This is a genomic window from Pseudomonas sp. McL0111, assembly GCF_052567255.1.
In genome coordinates this window covers 1280964-1297292 of the sequence record NZ_CP199585.1, presented here as the reverse complement: position 1 = coordinate 1297292, position 16329 = coordinate 1280964, and the positions used below count along the sequence as shown (strand labels likewise).

Below are 16329 nucleotides of genomic sequence, written 5' to 3'. Positions count from 1 at the left end.
AAAACTCCTCTCAGCAGGCTATGAACGACAGCGGCAGATCGCGGATCTGCACGGCTGCGCTGGGTTGGTAATGATCGTCACTGGTCAGTTCGTGCAGCAGCTCTTCGCGCAACTGATGGAAATCGAAACTGCTGCGCTGGCGCGGATGGGGCAGGGCGATATCGACCACCTGCTTGATGCGCCCGGGACGCGGCTCCATCACCACCACGCGGTCAGCGAGAAAGATCGCTTCCTCGACATCATGGGTGACCAGAATCGTGGTGATCTTCGCTCGCTCGCGGATGGCCAGAAGTTCGTCCTGCATCTGCTGGCGGGTCAGTGCATCGAGGGCGCCAAAAGGCTCGTCGAGCAACAGAATTCGTGGGCTGGCGACCAGTCCGCGGGCGATCGCCACGCGCTGCGCCATGCCGCCGGAAAGCTGATGCGGATAGGCACGGGTGAAGTCGCGCAGGCCGACGAGGTCGATGAAGTTGTTGATGCGTTGCTGTTTTTCAGCGGCGCTCAAAGGTTCGTTGACCAGACCCAGACCGATGTTGTCGGCGACTGTCAGCCACGGGAACAAACGGTGTTCCTGAAAGACGATGCCGCGCTCGCCACCGATGCCATTGACGGCTTTGCCATCGACGCTGATCTGCCCGCGAAACTCAGTGTCGAGACCGACCAGCAATCGCAGCAGAGTTGATTTGCCGCAGCCGCTGGAGCCGACGATGGCGACGAACTCTCCCTCGGCGATGTCGAGGTTGAATTCGCGTATCGCCTCCAGTTGAAAACCGTCGACGTCGAAGGATTTGCCTACGTGGGTGAAGCTGACTATCGGTGCGTTCATGCGTGTCTCCAGCGGGTCGCGCGAATTTCCAGGCGTTGGCCAATCAGATTGAGGAGGGCGCCGGTGAGGCCGACCAGCAACATGCCGGCCATGATCAGATCCATGCGCAGCAGTTGTTGGGCGCCGATCATCTGGCTGCCGATGCCGCCGTTGGACGGCATGAAATATTCGGCGCCGATGGTGCCGAGCCAGGCGTAGATAAGGCTCAATCTCAGGCCGGCGAACACGCCCGGCGCGGCGCCCGGTAGCACCAGTCGGCGCAAGCGTTGGCCGAGACTCAGGCGCAGCACTTGCGCGGCTTCGTTGAGTTGCGGCGAGAGGTGGGCGACGCTGCGTTGGGTGGCGATGAACAGCGGAAAGAATGCGGCGAGTGCGACGAACACCCACTTCGCCAATTCGCCCAGGCCGAACCACGCGGTCAGTAGCGGTACCCAGGCGAAGATTGCGATCTGACGGATCGCGGCGAGAGTCGGGCCGAGCGCCCGTTCACTGGTACGCGACAGGCCCAGCAGCAAACCGAGTGCGAACCCCAGACCACCGCCCAATAGCAGGCCGCCGAGAGTCCGCCCGAGACTCAGGGCCATGCCGCTGATCAATGTGCCGTCGAGCAGACCATCGCGCAGCGCCCCAAGCACCACCAGCGGACCGACCAGAATGTTGGCGTCGATCCATTGTTGATCGCTCGCCACTTGCCACAACCCGACCAGCCCCAGCGGCAGCAACCACGGTTGCAGGCGTTGCCAGCCTTCATAGCGCGGGCCGCGACGAATTTCGGCGGTGGCCGGATGCGGCCAATGCACCAGTTTTTTATCCAGCAAACCGATGCCGCGATCCATCACCACGCCAATCACGCCGATCACCACGATGCACACGAATACGATATCGAGCATGAACAACTGCCGCGCCCAGACCATCAGGTAACCGATGCCTTCGCTGGAGGCCAGCAGCTCCACGGCCAGCAGCGACGTCCAGCCGGCGGCCAGCGCCAGTCGCACACCAGCCATGAATGCCGGCAGCGCCGCAGGCAGCACCAGCCGGCGGATCAGCAAGTGCGGCGGCAGGCGCAGCACGGCGGCGGCTTCGCGCAGTTTTGGCTGCGCGTCACGCACGCCAACCAGTGTGTGCAGAGTCACCGGGACCACGATGGCTTTGATCAGCACCACCAGTTTCAGCACTTCGCCGATGCCGAAAAACACCATGAACAATGGTATCCATGCCAGTGTCGGCACTTGAGCCAGACCGGCGAAGGTCGGGAAGATCAAACGTTCGAGACGGCGACTGAAACCCAGCGCCGCGCCGAGCACCGCCCCGGCCGAAACCCCGGCCAGCAATCCCCAGAACAGCCGTTGCAGGCTGATCCACAAATGACTCCACAACTCGCCGTGGGACAGTTCGACGGCACTGCTCCACACCAGTGAAGGCGCGGGCAGGATCTGTTCGCTCATCCACTGATTACGTGCGGCCAGCCACCACAAGGCGAACAGGGTGAGCGGCAGTATCCAGGGCAAAACACGATGGCTCAGTCTCGGCCAGACACGCCGACTCTTCAGCGGCGGAGCGGCCAGCGGCAGGCTGAGCAGGGATTGGCGGGCCATGGGTGACCTCCGTTGTCGGGTTGGATCGGACTTTCTAAATGGTTATATAAAAATATCAATTAATACTATTAAGAGATAAGCAAGACCATTTAAGGCTTCCAGCCCATGCGCATCCAATGCATTCGAAGAATATTTTCGATGCTGTTAATGCATACCGCTCCGCAAGCCCCGTGCTAGCTTGTTTAGTCCTTAAAGCTATAAAAATGTGAATTTATAGTATTTAAGTGTTGGTCGTGTTTATGCCTACTTTCGGCTCCTCAACGCCCGTCGTGATCAGGAGCCGCACCCATGAACATCCCTTTCAAACGCCTCATCAATCTGTTTGCCATCCCGGCTTTGGCGGGTCTGTTGGCGTTTACCGCGCAGGCCGATGAACTTAAGGAAATCAGGATCGCCGTTCCCGATCTGAGCGCTGGCACCCAGCACAGCGGCGGTGGCGTGGTGGACGTTTTGCGTGATCGGCAAATCTTCGAAAAAGCCTTCGCCGATCAGGGCATCAAGATTCAGTGGAGCTTTTTCAAAGGTGCTGGGCCGGTAATCAACGAAGCATTCGCCAATGGCCAGGTGGACCTGGCGTATCTCGGTGACCTCGCGGCGATCATCGGCAAATCCAATGGCCTGGATACGCGGTTGCTCAGCGCCAGTGCGCGTGGGGTCAAACAGTACCTGGGCGTGGTGCCGGGTTCGGGGATCAAAACGCTGCAGGATTTGAAGGGCAAGCGCGTGGCGATCTTCCGTGGCACCGCGACGCAGTTGTCCTTCGATGCGGCGCTGGCCAGTCAGGGCCTGAGCGAGAAGGATCTGAAAGTCATCAACCTCGATTTCAACGCAGCGGTCGCGGCACTGGCGGCCAAACAGATCGATGCATCATGGGGCAGTTCCGGGCTGACTGCGCTACAAGCCAAAGGGTTGGCCGAGTTGCCGTTGAACACCAAGGATCTCGGTGGCGCCGGCAGTGTGCAGTCGGTGCTGGTGGGCACCGGCAAGTTTGTCGATGGTCATCCGGAGGTTGTGGCGAAACTGCTCAAGGCGCAGCAGCAAGCGGTGGAATGGCTGACTCAGGACGGCAACAAGGACGCTTATGTGCAACTGGTGTCGGGGCTGGCGAGTTATCCACCAGTGATTCTGTCGCAGGACTTGCAGGATCAGAAGTTGAGCGAGGTATTCCCTTCGACGCTGGACCCGGTGTTCCTCGGCAAATTGCAGGACTCGGTGGATCTGGCGGCGCAGCAGAAGCTGATTCGCAAGCCGTTCAAGGTGAGCGATTGGGTGGCGCCTGAATTGGCCGCTGCAAAACTCTGAATCTGTAGCGCTTGGACAGGACTCATCGCCAGCAGGCTGGCTCCCACAGTGGATCGGTAGTGGATGCAGAATCCGTGCTCACCGAAGATCCCTGTGGGAGCCAGCCTGCTGGCGATTGCGGTCTTAAACGGCGACGCTGACCTCCTGCCGATCCACCGCCACCAACGTATCGATCATCGCCCGCGCCGCCGGTGACAAACGAAACCCGGTGCGACTGACAATCCCGCAGCGCGCATTCATGCTCTCCAGATTCTGCGGCAGATTGCGCCAGTGCAGCAGCGCCAGTGAACCCTGCGCAATGTCTTCGACAAACGCCTCTTCCGTGCCCACGCCAATCGCATTGGATTGCAACACCACTTTCACCAGCGCCGGAAAATGCTCGGTCTCGATGGTCGGCGAAAAATCGATCCGTCCGCTGAGATTCGCCAGCAATTTACGGATGCCTGGCGGGATCAGCGTGGTCGCCAACGGATAGTCGAACATGTCGTTGGTCGACAGGCTTTCCTTGGCCAGCAGCGGATGCCCCGGACGGCAGAAAAATACCCCGCGCTTGGGCGTCAGCGCCTGGGTCTGGAAGTTCGGATCTGCCTCGAAATGGCGGATGTCGGCGATGAAGAATTCGATTTCCTCGCGGCTCAAAGCGCGGCTGAGCTTTTCCCAGTTATCCACCTGAAAGCAGGTGCGCACTTTCGGGTGCGCATTGATGAATTGCGCGACGGCATCAGGCACCAGTTTCACCGCTGGCGCCGGGCCGCAGCCGAAGTGCAGCTCACCGGCATCGAGCTTGGTCATCTGCGTCACTTCGGCGCTGAGCAATGCCGCGCCCTGCACCAGCGTCAGCGCATGTTGCAGTACCACCTGGCCTTCGGGGGTGGGGCGCAAATCCTTGTTGCCGCGATCCACCAGCACGCAGCCGAACTCTTGCTCCAGCCCCTGAATGCTGCGGCTGAACGCCGGTTGAGTGATGCCCATCGCGTCTGCCGCACGGACAAAACTGCGGTGTTCGTTGAGGGCGATGAAGTAACGCAACTGGCGAAGATCCATATGCTTTTCCGGCATCCTAAAAATAGCTCGAAGGCATTTGCGACGAGGGTTGCTAGAGGTTTTAAATGCAAGCTCTTATTCCGTCAACGAAGCATGTGAATATCTATTAGATGTAAATGGAATATAGATAGAGCGATGTTTCGCTGCCGTCCTACCGCAAGCAGTCGATGAGGGTCTACCCATGAGCAATGCCGCACTCGCTGTAAAACCCGCTGTCCACGCGCTGGAAATTCATCCGGTGGCCGGTCGTATCGGCGCCGAGATTCGTGGCGTGCACCTGTCCGGTGAGCTGGACGCTGCCACCGTCGAAGCGATCCAGCAGGCGCTGATCCAATACAAAGTGGTGTTCTTCCGCGAGCAGACTCAGCTCGACGATCAACGCCAGGAAGCCTTCGCTCATCTGCTCGGTGAGCCGGTGGCGCACCCGACCGTGCCGTCCCGCGAGGGCACGCGGTACTTGCTGGAGCTGGACGGTGCCGAGGGCCAGCGCGCCAACTCGTGGCACACCGACGTGACCTTCGTCGATGCCTACCCAAAAGCCTCGATCCTGCGTTCGGTGGTAGCGCCTGCGTTCGGTGGCGACACCCTGTGGGCCAACACCGCTACCGCGTACAACGAGCTGCCGACCGAGCTGCGCGAGCTGGCGGACAAACTGGTCGCCGTGCACAGCAACGAATATGACTACGCAGCTACGAAGCCGGACGTGTCGGCGGAGAAGCTTGAGCGCTATCGCAAGATCTTCACGTCGACCGTTTACGAGACTGAACATCCGGTGGTGCGTGTGCACCCGATCAGCGGCGAGAAGAGCTTGCTGCTGGGGCATTTCGTCAAACGCATCAAGGGTTACTCGCAGGCTGACTCGGCGCATTTGTTCGGGTTGTTGCAGAGCCATGTGATCCGTCAGGAAAACGTGGTGCGCTGGCGCTGGAAGGCCGGTGATGTGGCGATCTGGGATAACCGTTCGACTCAGCATTACGCGATTGACGACTACGGCACGCAGGACCGGGTGGTGCGTCGGGTGACGTTGAAAGGTGAGGTGCCAGTGGGGGCTTCCGGGCAGCGTAGCCAGACCATCAAAGGAGCAGAGATCGTCGGCGTCTGATCGGGCCCTTTCGCGAGCAAGCTCGCTCCCACAGGGGATTTGTGTCGAACACAACGGATGTGAACGACACAGGACCTGTGGGAGCGAGCTTGCTCGCGAAGCCTTTAATCACCAAACACCAATCTGCACCATCTTCTCGGTCTCTGGCTCGCCATAACGAAACCGCTGCCCGCGCAACTCAATCTCCTGATGACTGATGGTCGTGCGCCGCTTCAACCCGCGTACCCATTCAAACAGATACCCCGCATGCTCCTCGCGCACTGCCGCATAGTCCGGATCTGCACCCAGATCGTTCAATTCCTGCGGATCATTCAACAGATCAAACAGCTGCGGCCGGAAGCCATCGTACGCCAGGTATTTCCAGCGTTCGCTGCGCACCATGGTCATGCGGCAACGGTCGATGGGCTGGCCTAAACGCTCGCGTGCGGGTGCCTGAAATGCGTAGTCGTACTCACTGATCGCATAGCGGCGCCAGTCCGGGTTTTCACCGTGCAACAGTGGGATCAGCGAGCGTCCTTCCAGTCGATGTTGCGCGTCCGGAAGGCCGAGCGCCTGAAGAAAAGTCGGCAGCGCATCGATGGTTTCTGCCAGCCGATCATCCACCGTTCCCCGGGTGGAATCCGCCGCTGCTCGCGGGTCGCGCACGATCAACGGCACGCCAACCGACTGCTCCAGCAAAAACTCTTTCTCACCTAGCCAATGGTCACCCAGAAAGTCGCCGTGATCGCTGGTGAACACGATCAGCGTGTCATCCCAGCGCCCGTTGCTTTGCAGAAAATCGAACAGCCGCCCGAGCTGATCATCGACCTGTTTGATCAGGCCCATGTACGCCGGGATCACGTTGTTTCGTACTGAATCGCGGGAGAAATTCAGGCTTTCTTCATGCTGGCGAAAGGCCTGATAGACCGGATGGTCGCTTGGAACGTCTGCACGGACCGGTTGGAGAATCGATTTCGTACTGTACAAGTCGTGGTACGGTGCCGGTACGATATAGGGCCAGTGCGGTTTGATGTACGAGAGGTGCAAACACCACGATTTATCACCTTGTTCACTGATGAAGTCGATGGCTCGATTTGTAGTGTAGACGGTCTCTGAATGTTGCTCGGGAATCCGCGCCGGCAAATGTGCGTGACGCATTTTCCAGCCACTGAGGATTTCGCCGTTCTCGCCTTCAGCGGCGTTCGCCCAGTCGTGCCAGGGGTTTCGCCCGTCGAAACCCTGTTCACGCAGGTAATGGGTGTAGGGCGCGGATTCGCGTTTGTCGTCGAACAACGGGTCATCGGGGAAGATTCCGTCGTGGCGAAAGTACGGCTCGAAGCCGACCTCGTTGAACACTTCGGCCTGCTCGCTCGTGGGGTTGATCGCCAAGCGTTGCAAGGCGTCGACATTTGCCGTGGCGTGGGTCTTGCCGACCAGCGCAGTACGAATGCCGTGCGGTCGCAGGTAATCGCCGAGGGTCAATTCCTCCAGCGGCAACGGCACGGCGTTCCACGCCACTTGGTGGCTGCTGACGTAGCGTCCGGTGTAGGCCGACATTCGCGATGGGCCGCAAATGGTGCCTTGGGTGTAGGCACGGCTGAAGCGCACGCCGGCAGCGGCCAGGCGATCGATGTTTGGCGTGTGCAAGTGTGGGTGTCCGTAGCAGGACAGGTAATCGCGGCGCAGTTGATCGCACATGATGTAGAGCACGTTGCGCACGGGGTTTTGCGGGTTGGACATGGGGTTCACCGGTCAGGAAGACAGGTGGGGTTTTTCGCTTTGGGCGGGGGTGTTCGGCAAGTGCATTTGGGGAATGGATCTTATGCAGGGATTGCATCGGCGCCTGAGTGGACCTCATCGCGAGCAGGCTCACTCCTACAATTGGAATGCGTTCCCCTGTGGGAGTGAGCCTGCTCGCGATAGCGCTGGTTCAGACGGCAAGATTCTCCAGTGAACAAACTTCCTCATCCAGCGCATCCACCTCCTTGATCTGCGCAATCATCGCCTCCGCCAACGGTGACAACCGATACCCGGCCCGACTGACAATCCCGTAGCGCGTATACAGCTCCTCCAGATCATCCGCCAAGCCTTCAACCTTCAAACACACCAGCTCACCCTTGGCCCGGTGCAGCGCATCTGAATACGCTCCGACAATCCCGATCGCATCCGAGCGCAGCACCACACCCAGCAGGCTGGCGCTGTTTTCGCATTCCACGTTGGGGACGAAGTCCGGACGGCCGCTGAGGTCGACGATGACCTTGCGCAGGTTCGGCGGACGAATACTTACCGCCATTGGATAACTCATCAATTGCGCGGCGCTGACCCGTTCGAATCCGGCCAGTGGGTGCCCGGCGCGGCAGCAGAAATGCCATTTGCGCGGGCGCAGGCGATGCGTCTGGTAATCCGGATCGGCCTCGAAGTGCCGGGTGTCGGCGACAAAAAATTCGAACTCTTCGCTGAGCAGTCGCTTGCTCAGCGTCTGCCAGTCATCGACCTGAAACTGCACCCGCGCTTTCGGGTAGCGACCGATAAAGGCGCCGATGGCGCGAGGGATCAATCCCGCCGCCGGTGCCGGACCGCAACCGAAGCGCAACTCGCCCGCTTCCAGGCCATTGAACTGGCTGATCTCGTTGGCCATCTGCTGCGCACCGCTGACCAGTCGCCGCGCGTGTTCGAGCAGCACCTGGCCTTGTTTGGTCGGTGGCAGTTCCTTGCGCCCGCGGTCGATCAACTGGCAGCCGACGCTGTGTTCCAGCGCCTGAATGCTGCGGCTGAACGCAGATTGCGACAGGTTCACCGCCTGCGCACCAGCGACGAAGCTGCGTTGTTCGGCGAGGGCAATGAAGTGACGGAGCTGACGCAAGTCGATATGCATTTTTCACATAAAAAATATCCGGGAAATGCATTGGATATGCATTAGGTCGACTCCTTATAAAGGCAATCTCTTATGCAGTAAATCTTTGTAAAAACATAAATAAATAACTTTAAAGAATATGCAGAGCAAAAGATGTCTGTGTGTTTTTCCACCAGGAGCCGCCCATGAGTCCGTTGAACCTCGCGTCACCCTTAACGCCACGACGGCTCAAACGCCTGCCTCTGGCCCTGTTGCTGGCCGGGAGTGCCAGTTGGACTCACAGCTACGCCGCCGACACCGAAACCCCGGCGCCAGTCCCAGCGGGCAAACCGGCCGCCAACAGTTCGCAGCTGGAAACCGTGACGGTCACCACCCGCCGCCGCGAAGAAAGTTCGCAGGATGTGCCGACGCCGATGAGCGTGCTCAGCGGTCAGGCGCTGGAGACGCAACGGGTTTACCGGATTCAGGATTTGCAGCAACTGGTGCCGAGCGTCAACGTCGCCTACATGCATGCGCGGCAGTCCAGCGTGTCGATTCGTGGCCTGGGCAACAACCCGGCGAGCGATGGGCTGGAGGGCAGTGTTGGGCTGTACATCGACAACGTGTATCTGGGTCGTCCGGGGATGGCGGTTTTCGACTTGATGGACATCGAGCAACTTGAGGTTTTGCGCGGACCGCAGGGCACGTTGTTCGGCAAAAACACCACCGCCGGGGTGATCAATATCAGCACCCGCGCACCGACATTCACCCCCGAGCGCAGCATTGAAACCTCGGTCGGCGAGGACGGATATTTCCAGACCAAGGGCACGATTTCCGGGCCGCTCAACGATGAGCTGGCCGGACGCTTTTCGGCTTATCGCACCCGCAGCGATGGCGACATCAAGAACGAATACAACGGCCATGACTTGAACGGCGGCTCGCGTGATGGCTTCCGCGCGCAGTTGCTGTTCAAGCCCAACGAAGATTTCAATCTGCGCTGGATTGGCGACTACAACGAAGAGGATTCCAGCGCCGGCACCCGTGTGTTGTACAACACCGGGCCGACCATCAACGGCGTCAATTTGTACCAGTCGCGTGCAGCGGCTGCGGGCGCAACGCTGGTCAACGGTTCGCATCGCAAGGTCAATCTCGACAACGACCAGCACGTCACCGTGCATCAGGGCGGTACTTCGGTCGAAGCCAACTGGACGCTGCCGAGCGATTTCACCCTGACCTCGATCAGCTCATACCGCTTCTGGAATTTCACCCCGCGTAACGACGACGGTCTCAACGTCGCGGCGACCTACAACGCCGGGGTGTCGGTGGAGGACAAACAGTATTCGCAGGAATTTCGTCTGGCCTCGCCGAAGGGCGAGTTCTTCGATTACGTGCTTGGCGCCTACTACTTCGGTTCGGATCTGGATAACAAATCCTTCGCCTATTACGGCCCGCAAGCCGACATCTGGAACGGCACGCCGCGCGGTGCGCTGGCCAACGTCAACAGCGTCGGCAACGGCCATATCAAGACCGACAGTTTTGCGTTGTTCGCCCAAGGCACCTGGCACCTCACCGAACGCCTGGATTTCACCGCCGGGGTGCGCGGCACCTACGAAGAGAAAAACGCCTGGGTCAATCGTGATGACCCGCAAGGTGGCGCGGCCGTCACGGGCGCAGCCGCCACGGCGCGACGTGGTCGCGCGGGTGCCTACGATTCCGGCGATTTGAATCAGTACAGCTCCAGTCCTTCCGGGTTGCTCAACGTCAGCTATCGCATCACTGACGATCTGCTCGGTTACGCAACCTTGTCCCACGGCGAGAAGTCCGGCGGGGTCAATCTGGTGGTCGGTTCAGCACCCACGGCTGGCGCCGACTCGTTGCTGATCGGCACCGAACGCGCAAACAACGCCGAACTCGGCTTCAAGAGCACGCTGTGGGATCGCCGTTTGCAGCTCAACGCCAACGTGTTCTGGACTCAGGTCAACGCCTACCAGACTAACGCCTACGACGACGTCAACCGCGTGCAATACCTGACCAACGCCGGTTCGGTGCGCTCACGCGGCGTCGAGTTCGAAAGCACGATCATTCCGCTGCGTGGCCTGACGCTGAACTTCAACGGCTCGTACAACGACGTCAGTTATCTCTCGTACAAAGATGCGCCATGCCCACCGGAAGTCAGCCAGGCACCGGGGGCTCCTGCGTCCTGCGATCTGAGCGGCCACCAAGTGGTCGGCGCCTCGAAATGGATCGGCAACGCCAACGGCAAATACGAATGGAATCTGGCTAACGGTCTGCAACCTTACGTCACCGGCAGCTACGCGTTCCGCTCGAAAGCGGTAGGCACGGTCGAGGATTCCGACTACGGGCAGATCCCGAGCTACGCGGTGGTCAACCTGTCCACCGGTCTGCGCGGCGATTTCAATCAGGGGCAGTGGGATGTCTCGCTTTGGCTGAAAAACGCCTTCGACAAGACCTACTACACAACCCTGTGGACCGGCGGCAACGGTGGTTACGAAGGCTTGCTCGGCACGCCACGGACTCTCGGTGTGACTGGCCGTTACGACTTCTGATTCGTCATTCAAGGAGCTGCATCATGTTGCCCATCAAGTCCGCTTTACCGCTGCTGCTGTCCGGCGCAGTGCTCAGTACCGGCGCCTTCGCCGCGCCCAGCGTCTACCCGACTGGCGTCACCCGTTACGACCCGAACAAAGCATTCAACCAGTACGTGATTTTCAGCGGCGCCGATAAACAAACGCACCTGATCGACATGAACGGCAACGAAGTCAAAACCTGGGCGCAAGCGGGTTTTCCTTCGGCGATCATTGATCCGAAACTGGTCGGTGGCGAGCGCGGGCATGTGTTGTTGCAACTCAGTGAAAAAGACCCGGGCAAGCTCGGTTCGGCCGGCAACGGTCTGGGCAATCAGAGCGTCGGCGAACTCGACTGGAACGGCAAAGTGATTTGGCAGTGGGGCGACAAGGCCCCCGGTGGCGCTGCGCAGCAGCATCATGATCAGCGCCGGCTGAGCAACGGCAACACTGTGGTGCTGGCGAACAAGGTACACAAGGTCAAAGGCTTCAAAGTGCCCGAGGTGATTGATGATGCGATCTACGAGGTCAGCCCTGACGGGACGGTGAAATGGCAGTGGCTGGCGTCGGAACACCTGAACGAATTCGGCTTCACGCCTGAGCAGTTGAAACTGGTGCGCGCCAGCGACAATCCTGACTACCTGCACATCAACAACCTCAGCCTGGTCGGGCCGAACAAGTGGTTCGATGCGGGGGACAAACGCTTCAATCCGGACAACTTGCTGCTCGATTCACGCAACGCCAACTTCATTGCGATCATCGACAAGCAGAGCGGCAAAGTGGTCTGGCGCCTCGGGCCGAATCTGCCGTTGAGCAACCCGAAAACCGCGCAGACATTGCCGCGACCGGTGGATCAGTTTGTCGGTCAGCATGATGCGCACATCATCCCGGCCGGATTGCCCGGCGCCGGCAATCTGCTGGTGTTCGACAACCAGGGTTCGGCGGGTTATCCGAACGTCACTCTCGGGCTGATTTCCGGTTCACGAGTGCTGGAGATCGATCCGCTGAAAAATGAAGTCGTCTGGCAGTACAGCGCCGCCAATTCCAAACAGCCGGGCTGGGCGTTTTACAGTTCGTTCATCAGCAGTGCTCGCCGTTTGCCCAACGGCAACACGTTGATCGATGAAGGCATGAACGGGAGGTTTTTCCAGGTCACGGCCAGTGGCGAAAACGTCTGGGAATACGTCAGTCCGTATCTGGGTAAAGCGCCCGGCAGCGATGCGATCAGCAACTGGGTCTATCGCGCGCTACCAGTGAGTTATGACTGGGTTCCGGCCGGAACGCCGCGCTCGGAAACGGCGGTCATTGCGCCTGTCGCGGGTGCGCAGCAAACCAGTGTGAGTCGTTAGTTTAAATGGAATTAATGCTCGAAGGATTGGCGATAAGTTATGTGTGAGTTGAACAGTGCTTATTGCAATTTCGTTAGTAACTGACGTGGACAAGAGTTGGATGTCGAACCATTCTCTGTGACGTGAGTTTCCAGGAGGAAACTTGCTCTCATCGGAAGACACTTAATTCAACGATAAAGGAAATCTCGTTATGTCGAGCATTAATGGCAATTATGTAAACGCGAACGCTGGTGCCAAGTTGACGATCACCGATGGCAACGACTCCAACGGCACCTTCAGCGGCAAGTTCAGCCAGAACGGCGTGAATTACGATATCCCTTACGGGCACTACCATTTCCAGAACAGCACCGGGCAGCCTACGATCATCACTTTCACGGCCCTGAATGATGGTACAGGCTATCAGTCCTGGACGCTGTTTTCGCCGGACCACAACTACTCGAAAGTTCGTGCGGCGGGCTCGCGCACAAATTTTGATGGTGATGTCGTAGGAGTGGCCGGAGAATTTGTTAAACAGTAATATAAGGTCATAAAAAAGCCGTCACACTATTTTGGCGTGGCGGCTTTTTCTTACATTAAGTAAGTCTTTTTCATGTAAGTCATATTGGCGATGGATGACAGAGTTTACTCGTGTTTGATTCTAAGCTCGCAGCGAACTCTATCAACTGTTCAGGACGCTTACATGCAAAACTCGCTTTATTCCAATACCGTTAATGGTGTTTCGCTGACGATTGTCGATTCCGACGACCGCACCGGCCTGTTCGGCGGCACCCTGCATCACGCAGGCATCAACTACGGCATCGTCGATGGCCGTTATGCCAGCCTCAACGGCTATCGGCCGCCCACCGTGGTCACGCTTGTCGCAGCCCATGAAGATCATGGCTATTTCGCCTTGTCACTGTTCTCTCCAAGCCGGGGCACCCACGAACTCACGGGGCATTGCGTGCGTGTCACCTACGACGGGACGGTCAGCAGTTTGCCCGGTGACTTCGTCCGTCATTCCCGCAGCCCGGTTTCAGCCGACGCTTCGACACCTCAATAACATTCAAGCAAGGATGCTGCGTATGACTGCTATCAACGGTGTTTATCGCCACGGACCTTCCGATACCACGCTGACCCTCACAGGGGGTGATGAGCGCACAGGAAGCTTCACCGGAAAGCTGTCGCTGTCCGGAATTGATTACCCGCTTGCCTACGGCAACTTTCATTTCAAACATGGTTTTTCAACTGGCGCTGTCACGATCACCTTCAGCACACGCATGACGGATGGAAACGTGCAGGCGTGGGTGTTGTTCTCGGCGGATCAACGATTTGGCCGACTCAGGGCAATGGGGACTGGCGCCGATCTACCTGGAAGCGTTGCTTTGACAGCACTGGAACTGGTCCGACAGAACCCGTGAAAAGCCTTGAAACCGCGGTTTTCACATGCCTTCGCCGAATATTTTTCATGCTTGAAAAGCATTGTAAATTTCACATCGGGCGCTAGCCCTTGCTGGTCGCGGTCTGGCGCAAATTGATTGCTTTCTTTATTCTCTAAAGATCTAAACAAATCAGCAAAAGTTACTTTCGGAGATAAGCGATTACTCCAATGATTCACCTCAACGACCGGTCGCCCGGGGGATTTTCGCGGCGGCCGGGCGGGTACTTCGCAAAGAGACCGCAGGGAGTGAATCAATGGGCAATGTCCAGACCGCCGCCAGTGCACAGGAGGTGCTGTGGCGCCACGCACCGAGTGGCGAATTGGTCGATCTCGGCCGGCCGCATCGCCTGCCGTTGGGGCAGTTGCGTTTGCAGCGTGCGCCCAAAGGTATTTTGAGTCGCCGCGAATCGATCTTGCTCGGTGTTCTGGCGTTGCTGGCGCATGGCGCGGTGATCTACTGGATCAACCAGCAACCGACGCCGACGCTGCCAATCGTACCGCCGGAAATTCCACCGATGACCATCGAGTTTTCGCGCCCGGCACCGCCAGCGCCTCCGGTCGTTGTGCCACCGCCGCCAGCACCTGTGGTCGAACCGCCACCGCCGGTGGAGGACGAACTGGCGACTAAACCGCCGCCACCAAAACCGATTCCAAAACCCAAACCAGTGGTTAAACCCCCACCGAAACCCGCGCCGAAAGCTGTCGAGCAGCCTCCGGCGCCGCCACAACCGGCAGCTCCGGTCGCTGCTCCAGCGCCACCCGCACCACCCGCGCCAGCGCCAGTGACTCCGGCCTCGGCGAATGCCGCGTACCTGAAAAATCCGGCGCCGGAATACCCGTCGCTGGCTCAGCGGCGCGGTTGGGAAGGCACGGTGATGCTGCGAGTGCATGTGTTGGCCAGCGGCAAGCCGGGGGAAATCCAGATTCAGAAAAGCAGTGGTCGGCAGCAGCTCGACGATGCGGCGCTAAGCGCGGTCAAGCGTTGGAGTTTCGTGCCGGCCAAGCAGGGTGATGTCGCCCAGGACGGCTGGGTCAGCGTGCCCATCGATTTCAAGATTCATTAAACCGAAACCTATTCGCGCTAAACGTTTACACGAGGGAACACATCATGACGTTACTGGCATCTCCACTGGAATCCATCGAAAGCGCGGTGATCTGGCTGCTGGTGGTTTTTTCCGTCGCCACCTGGGGACTGGCACTGCTCAAGGCTGTGCAGTTTGGTCGCCTGAAAGCACAGGATCGCAAATTTCATAAACGCTTCTGGGCGGCGTCGAGTCTGGATTCCGCGGCCGAGTTGAGCGAAACCCAACCCGGCGCTGCAGCTCGGGTGGCGCAGGCTGGTTATGCGGCAATCCAGGTGGGCGAGGCGCCGCAGACGGCGGACCTGAGCCAGGCGATCAACCATCAGGATCGCCTCGAACGCGCCCTGCGTCAGCAGATCGTCCGTGAGCGACGTTCGCTGGAAACCGGTCTGGCGGTGGTCGCGAGTATTGGCAGTACCTCGCCGTTCATTGGTTTGTTCGGCACGGTGTGGGGAATCATGGAAGCGTTGAAAGGCATCAGCGCTGCGGGTTCGGCGAGTCTGGAAACGGTCGCCGGGCCAATCGGTGCGGCACTGGTCGCAACCGGCGTGGGGATCGCGGTCGCGGTGCCGGCGGTGCTGGTTTACAACTACTTTTTGCGTCGTCTGAAACTGACGGCGGCGGACCTGGATGATTTCGCCCATGACTTCTACAGCCTGGCGCAGAAGAGTTCGTTCCGTGTGCTGATCCACCCGACCGCGCACAAAGTCGCGGCTCAAGGTAACGGGCAGAAAGTGAAGGAGGCGTCCTGATATGGCCTTCTCCACGCAAGACAGTGACGAGGTGCTCAGCGAGATCAACGTGACGCCGCTGGTGGATGTGATGCTGGTGCTGTTGGTGGTGTTTATCGTCACCGCACCGCTGCTGACCAACGCGATTCCGATCAACCTGCCGAAGACCGAGGCAGTGGCCCCGGTCGAGCAGAAGGACCCGTTGGTGGTGAGTATCGACGGCGCCGGCAAACTGTTTATCAACAAGGATGAAATCCAGCCGGACCTGCTGGAATTCAACCTGAAATCGGCCAAGGCCAAAGACCCTGAAGTGCGCGTGCAATTGCAGGCTGATGACGGAGTGAACTACGGCGAAGTGGCGCGAGCCATGGCTTCGATTGAACGGGCAGGGATTACCAAGTTGTCGGTGATCACTGCGCGGTGACTGAAATTTCGATTTTCCGGGGCCGTCTCCTTGGCAGGGTGCGGCCCTTTTTTTATTTCT

The 16329-nt window shown here is 59.0% G+C and carries 15 protein-coding genes; 10 read left to right on the top strand and 5 right to left on the bottom strand.

The window, feature by feature from the left end:
• Positions 1–10: 10 nt before the first annotated feature.
• Both ACTWLJ_RS05885 and ACTWLJ_RS05880 read right to left on the bottom strand, forming a co-directional pair.
• Positions 11–826: an ABC transporter ATP-binding protein gene (locus ACTWLJ_RS05885; RefSeq protein WP_401210910.1), complete on the bottom strand. Its 816-nt coding sequence runs from the start codon at positions 824–826 to the stop codon at positions 11–13.
• Entirely contained in the window at positions 823–2421 is a 1599-nt protein-coding gene (locus ACTWLJ_RS05880; protein ID WP_445180195.1) for an ABC transporter permease, read from the bottom strand. Before ACTWLJ_RS05880 ends, ACTWLJ_RS05885 begins: the two co-directional genes overlap by 4 nt.
• Positions 2422–2709: 288 nt before the next feature.
• Here ACTWLJ_RS05880 and ACTWLJ_RS05875 point away from each other — a divergent pair, with 288 nt between their 5' ends.
• Entirely contained in the window at positions 2710–3723 is a 1014-nt protein-coding gene (locus ACTWLJ_RS05875; protein ID WP_445180194.1) for an ABC transporter substrate-binding protein, read from the top strand.
• Between the two features lie 123 nt (positions 3724–3846).
• On the opposite strand, the gene ACTWLJ_RS05870 is transcribed toward ACTWLJ_RS05875, so the two are convergent.
• Entirely contained in the window at positions 3847–4767 is a 921-nt protein-coding gene (locus tag ACTWLJ_RS05870) for a LysR family transcriptional regulator (RefSeq protein ID WP_445180193.1), read from the bottom strand.
• Between the two features lie 181 nt (positions 4768–4948).
• Here ACTWLJ_RS05870 and ACTWLJ_RS05865 point away from each other — a divergent pair, with 181 nt between their 5' ends.
• The gene (locus ACTWLJ_RS05865) at positions 4949–5869 is read left to right on the top strand and encodes a TauD/TfdA dioxygenase family protein (RefSeq protein ID WP_445180192.1); all 921 of its coding nucleotides are present in this window, start codon (positions 4949–4951) and stop codon (positions 5867–5869) included.
• 108 nt (positions 5870–5977) lie between these two features.
• Here ACTWLJ_RS05865 and ACTWLJ_RS05860 read toward each other — a convergent pair whose 3' ends face one another.
• Together ACTWLJ_RS05860 and ACTWLJ_RS05855 are read right to left on the bottom strand one after the other, a co-directional pair.
• Positions 5978–7588 carry an alkaline phosphatase family protein gene (locus tag ACTWLJ_RS05860; protein ID WP_445180191.1) on the bottom strand — a complete coding sequence of 537 codons (1611 nt, stop codon included), beginning with the start codon at positions 7586–7588 and terminating at the stop codon, positions 5978–5980.
• Between the two features lie 190 nt (positions 7589–7778).
• Positions 7779–8723, bottom strand: a complete 945-nt coding sequence (locus ACTWLJ_RS05855) for a LysR family transcriptional regulator (RefSeq protein WP_445180190.1) — start codon at positions 8721–8723, stop codon at positions 7779–7781.
• A 164-nt stretch (positions 8724–8887) separates the two neighbouring features.
• Here ACTWLJ_RS05855 and ACTWLJ_RS05850 point away from each other — a divergent pair, with 164 nt between their 5' ends.
• The 8 genes from ACTWLJ_RS05850 to ACTWLJ_RS05815 all read left to right on the top strand — a co-directional run bounded on the left by ACTWLJ_RS05850 (position 8888) and on the right by ACTWLJ_RS05815 (position 16269).
• Positions 8888–11248: a TonB-dependent receptor gene (locus ACTWLJ_RS05850; RefSeq protein WP_445180189.1), complete on the top strand. Its 2361-nt coding sequence runs from the start codon at positions 8888–8890 to the stop codon at positions 11246–11248.
• Between the two features lie 23 nt (positions 11249–11271).
• On the top strand, positions 11272–12615 hold the full coding sequence (locus ACTWLJ_RS05845) for an aryl-sulfate sulfotransferase (RefSeq protein WP_445180188.1): 1344 nt from the start codon (positions 11272–11274) through the stop codon (positions 12613–12615).
• Positions 12616–12805: 190 nt separating this feature from the next.
• Positions 12806–13132, top strand: coding sequence for a hypothetical protein (locus tag ACTWLJ_RS05840; protein WP_445180187.1), 327 nt, complete (start codon positions 12806–12808; stop codon positions 13130–13132).
• Between the two features lie 162 nt (positions 13133–13294).
• Positions 13295–13654, top strand: a complete 360-nt coding sequence (locus ACTWLJ_RS05835) for a hypothetical protein (RefSeq protein WP_445180186.1) — start codon at positions 13295–13297, stop codon at positions 13652–13654.
• Between the two features lie 22 nt (positions 13655–13676).
• Entirely contained in the window at positions 13677–14012 is a 336-nt protein-coding gene (locus ACTWLJ_RS05830) for a hypothetical protein (protein WP_445180185.1), read from the top strand.
• Positions 14013–14286: 274 nt separating this feature from the next.
• Positions 14287–15096, top strand: a complete 810-nt coding sequence (locus ACTWLJ_RS05825) for an energy transducer TonB (protein ID WP_445180184.1) — start codon at positions 14287–14289, stop codon at positions 15094–15096.
• A 44-nt stretch (positions 15097–15140) separates the two neighbouring features.
• A complete protein-coding gene (locus ACTWLJ_RS05820) occupies positions 15141–15866 on the top strand; it encodes a MotA/TolQ/ExbB proton channel family protein (RefSeq protein WP_401210943.1) in 726 nt (241 codons plus the stop codon).
• A gap of 1 nt (position 15867) precedes the next feature.
• Positions 15868–16269, top strand: coding sequence for an ExbD/TolR family protein (locus tag ACTWLJ_RS05815; RefSeq protein WP_003220570.1), 402 nt, complete (start codon positions 15868–15870; stop codon positions 16267–16269).
• Positions 16270–16329: the final 60 nt, after the last annotated feature.

What these genes read in the sequence shown, in the direction of transcription:
- ACTWLJ_RS05860 (WP_445180191.1), bottom strand. Translation starts at nt 7,588, where the DNA reads ATGTCCAACCCGCAAAACCCCGTGCGCAACGTGCTCTACATCATGTGC.
- ACTWLJ_RS05845 (WP_445180188.1), top strand. Translation starts at nt 11,272, where the DNA reads ATGTTGCCCATCAAGTCCGCTTTACCGCTGCTGCTGTCCGGCGCAGTG.
- ACTWLJ_RS05835 (WP_445180186.1), top strand. Translation starts at nt 13,295, where the DNA reads ATGCAAAACTCGCTTTATTCCAATACCGTTAATGGTGTTTCGCTGACG.
- ACTWLJ_RS05825 (WP_445180184.1), top strand. Translation starts at nt 14,287, where the DNA reads ATGGGCAATGTCCAGACCGCCGCCAGTGCACAGGAGGTGCTGTGGCGC.
- ACTWLJ_RS05870 (WP_445180193.1), bottom strand. Translation starts at nt 4,767, where the DNA reads ATGGATCTTCGCCAGTTGCGTTACTTCATCGCCCTCAACGAACACCGC.
- ACTWLJ_RS05840 (WP_445180187.1), top strand. Translation starts at nt 12,806, where the DNA reads ATGTCGAGCATTAATGGCAATTATGTAAACGCGAACGCTGGTGCCAAG.
- ACTWLJ_RS05830 (WP_445180185.1), top strand. Translation starts at nt 13,677, where the DNA reads ATGACTGCTATCAACGGTGTTTATCGCCACGGACCTTCCGATACCACG.
- ACTWLJ_RS05875 (WP_445180194.1), top strand. Translation starts at nt 2,710, where the DNA reads ATGAACATCCCTTTCAAACGCCTCATCAATCTGTTTGCCATCCCGGCT.
- ACTWLJ_RS05815 (WP_003220570.1), top strand. Translation starts at nt 15,868, where the DNA reads ATGGCCTTCTCCACGCAAGACAGTGACGAGGTGCTCAGCGAGATCAAC.
- ACTWLJ_RS05820 (WP_401210943.1), top strand. Translation starts at nt 15,141, where the DNA reads ATGACGTTACTGGCATCTCCACTGGAATCCATCGAAAGCGCGGTGATC.
- ACTWLJ_RS05880 (WP_445180195.1), bottom strand. Translation starts at nt 2,421, where the DNA reads ATGGCCCGCCAATCCCTGCTCAGCCTGCCGCTGGCCGCTCCGCCGCTG.
- ACTWLJ_RS05850 (WP_445180189.1), top strand. Translation starts at nt 8,888, where the DNA reads ATGAGTCCGTTGAACCTCGCGTCACCCTTAACGCCACGACGGCTCAAA.
- ACTWLJ_RS05855 (WP_445180190.1), bottom strand. Translation starts at nt 8,723, where the DNA reads ATGCATATCGACTTGCGTCAGCTCCGTCACTTCATTGCCCTCGCCGAA.
- ACTWLJ_RS05865 (WP_445180192.1), top strand. Translation starts at nt 4,949, where the DNA reads ATGAGCAATGCCGCACTCGCTGTAAAACCCGCTGTCCACGCGCTGGAA.
- ACTWLJ_RS05885 (WP_401210910.1), bottom strand. Translation starts at nt 826, where the DNA reads ATGAACGCACCGATAGTCAGCTTCACCCACGTAGGCAAATCCTTCGAC.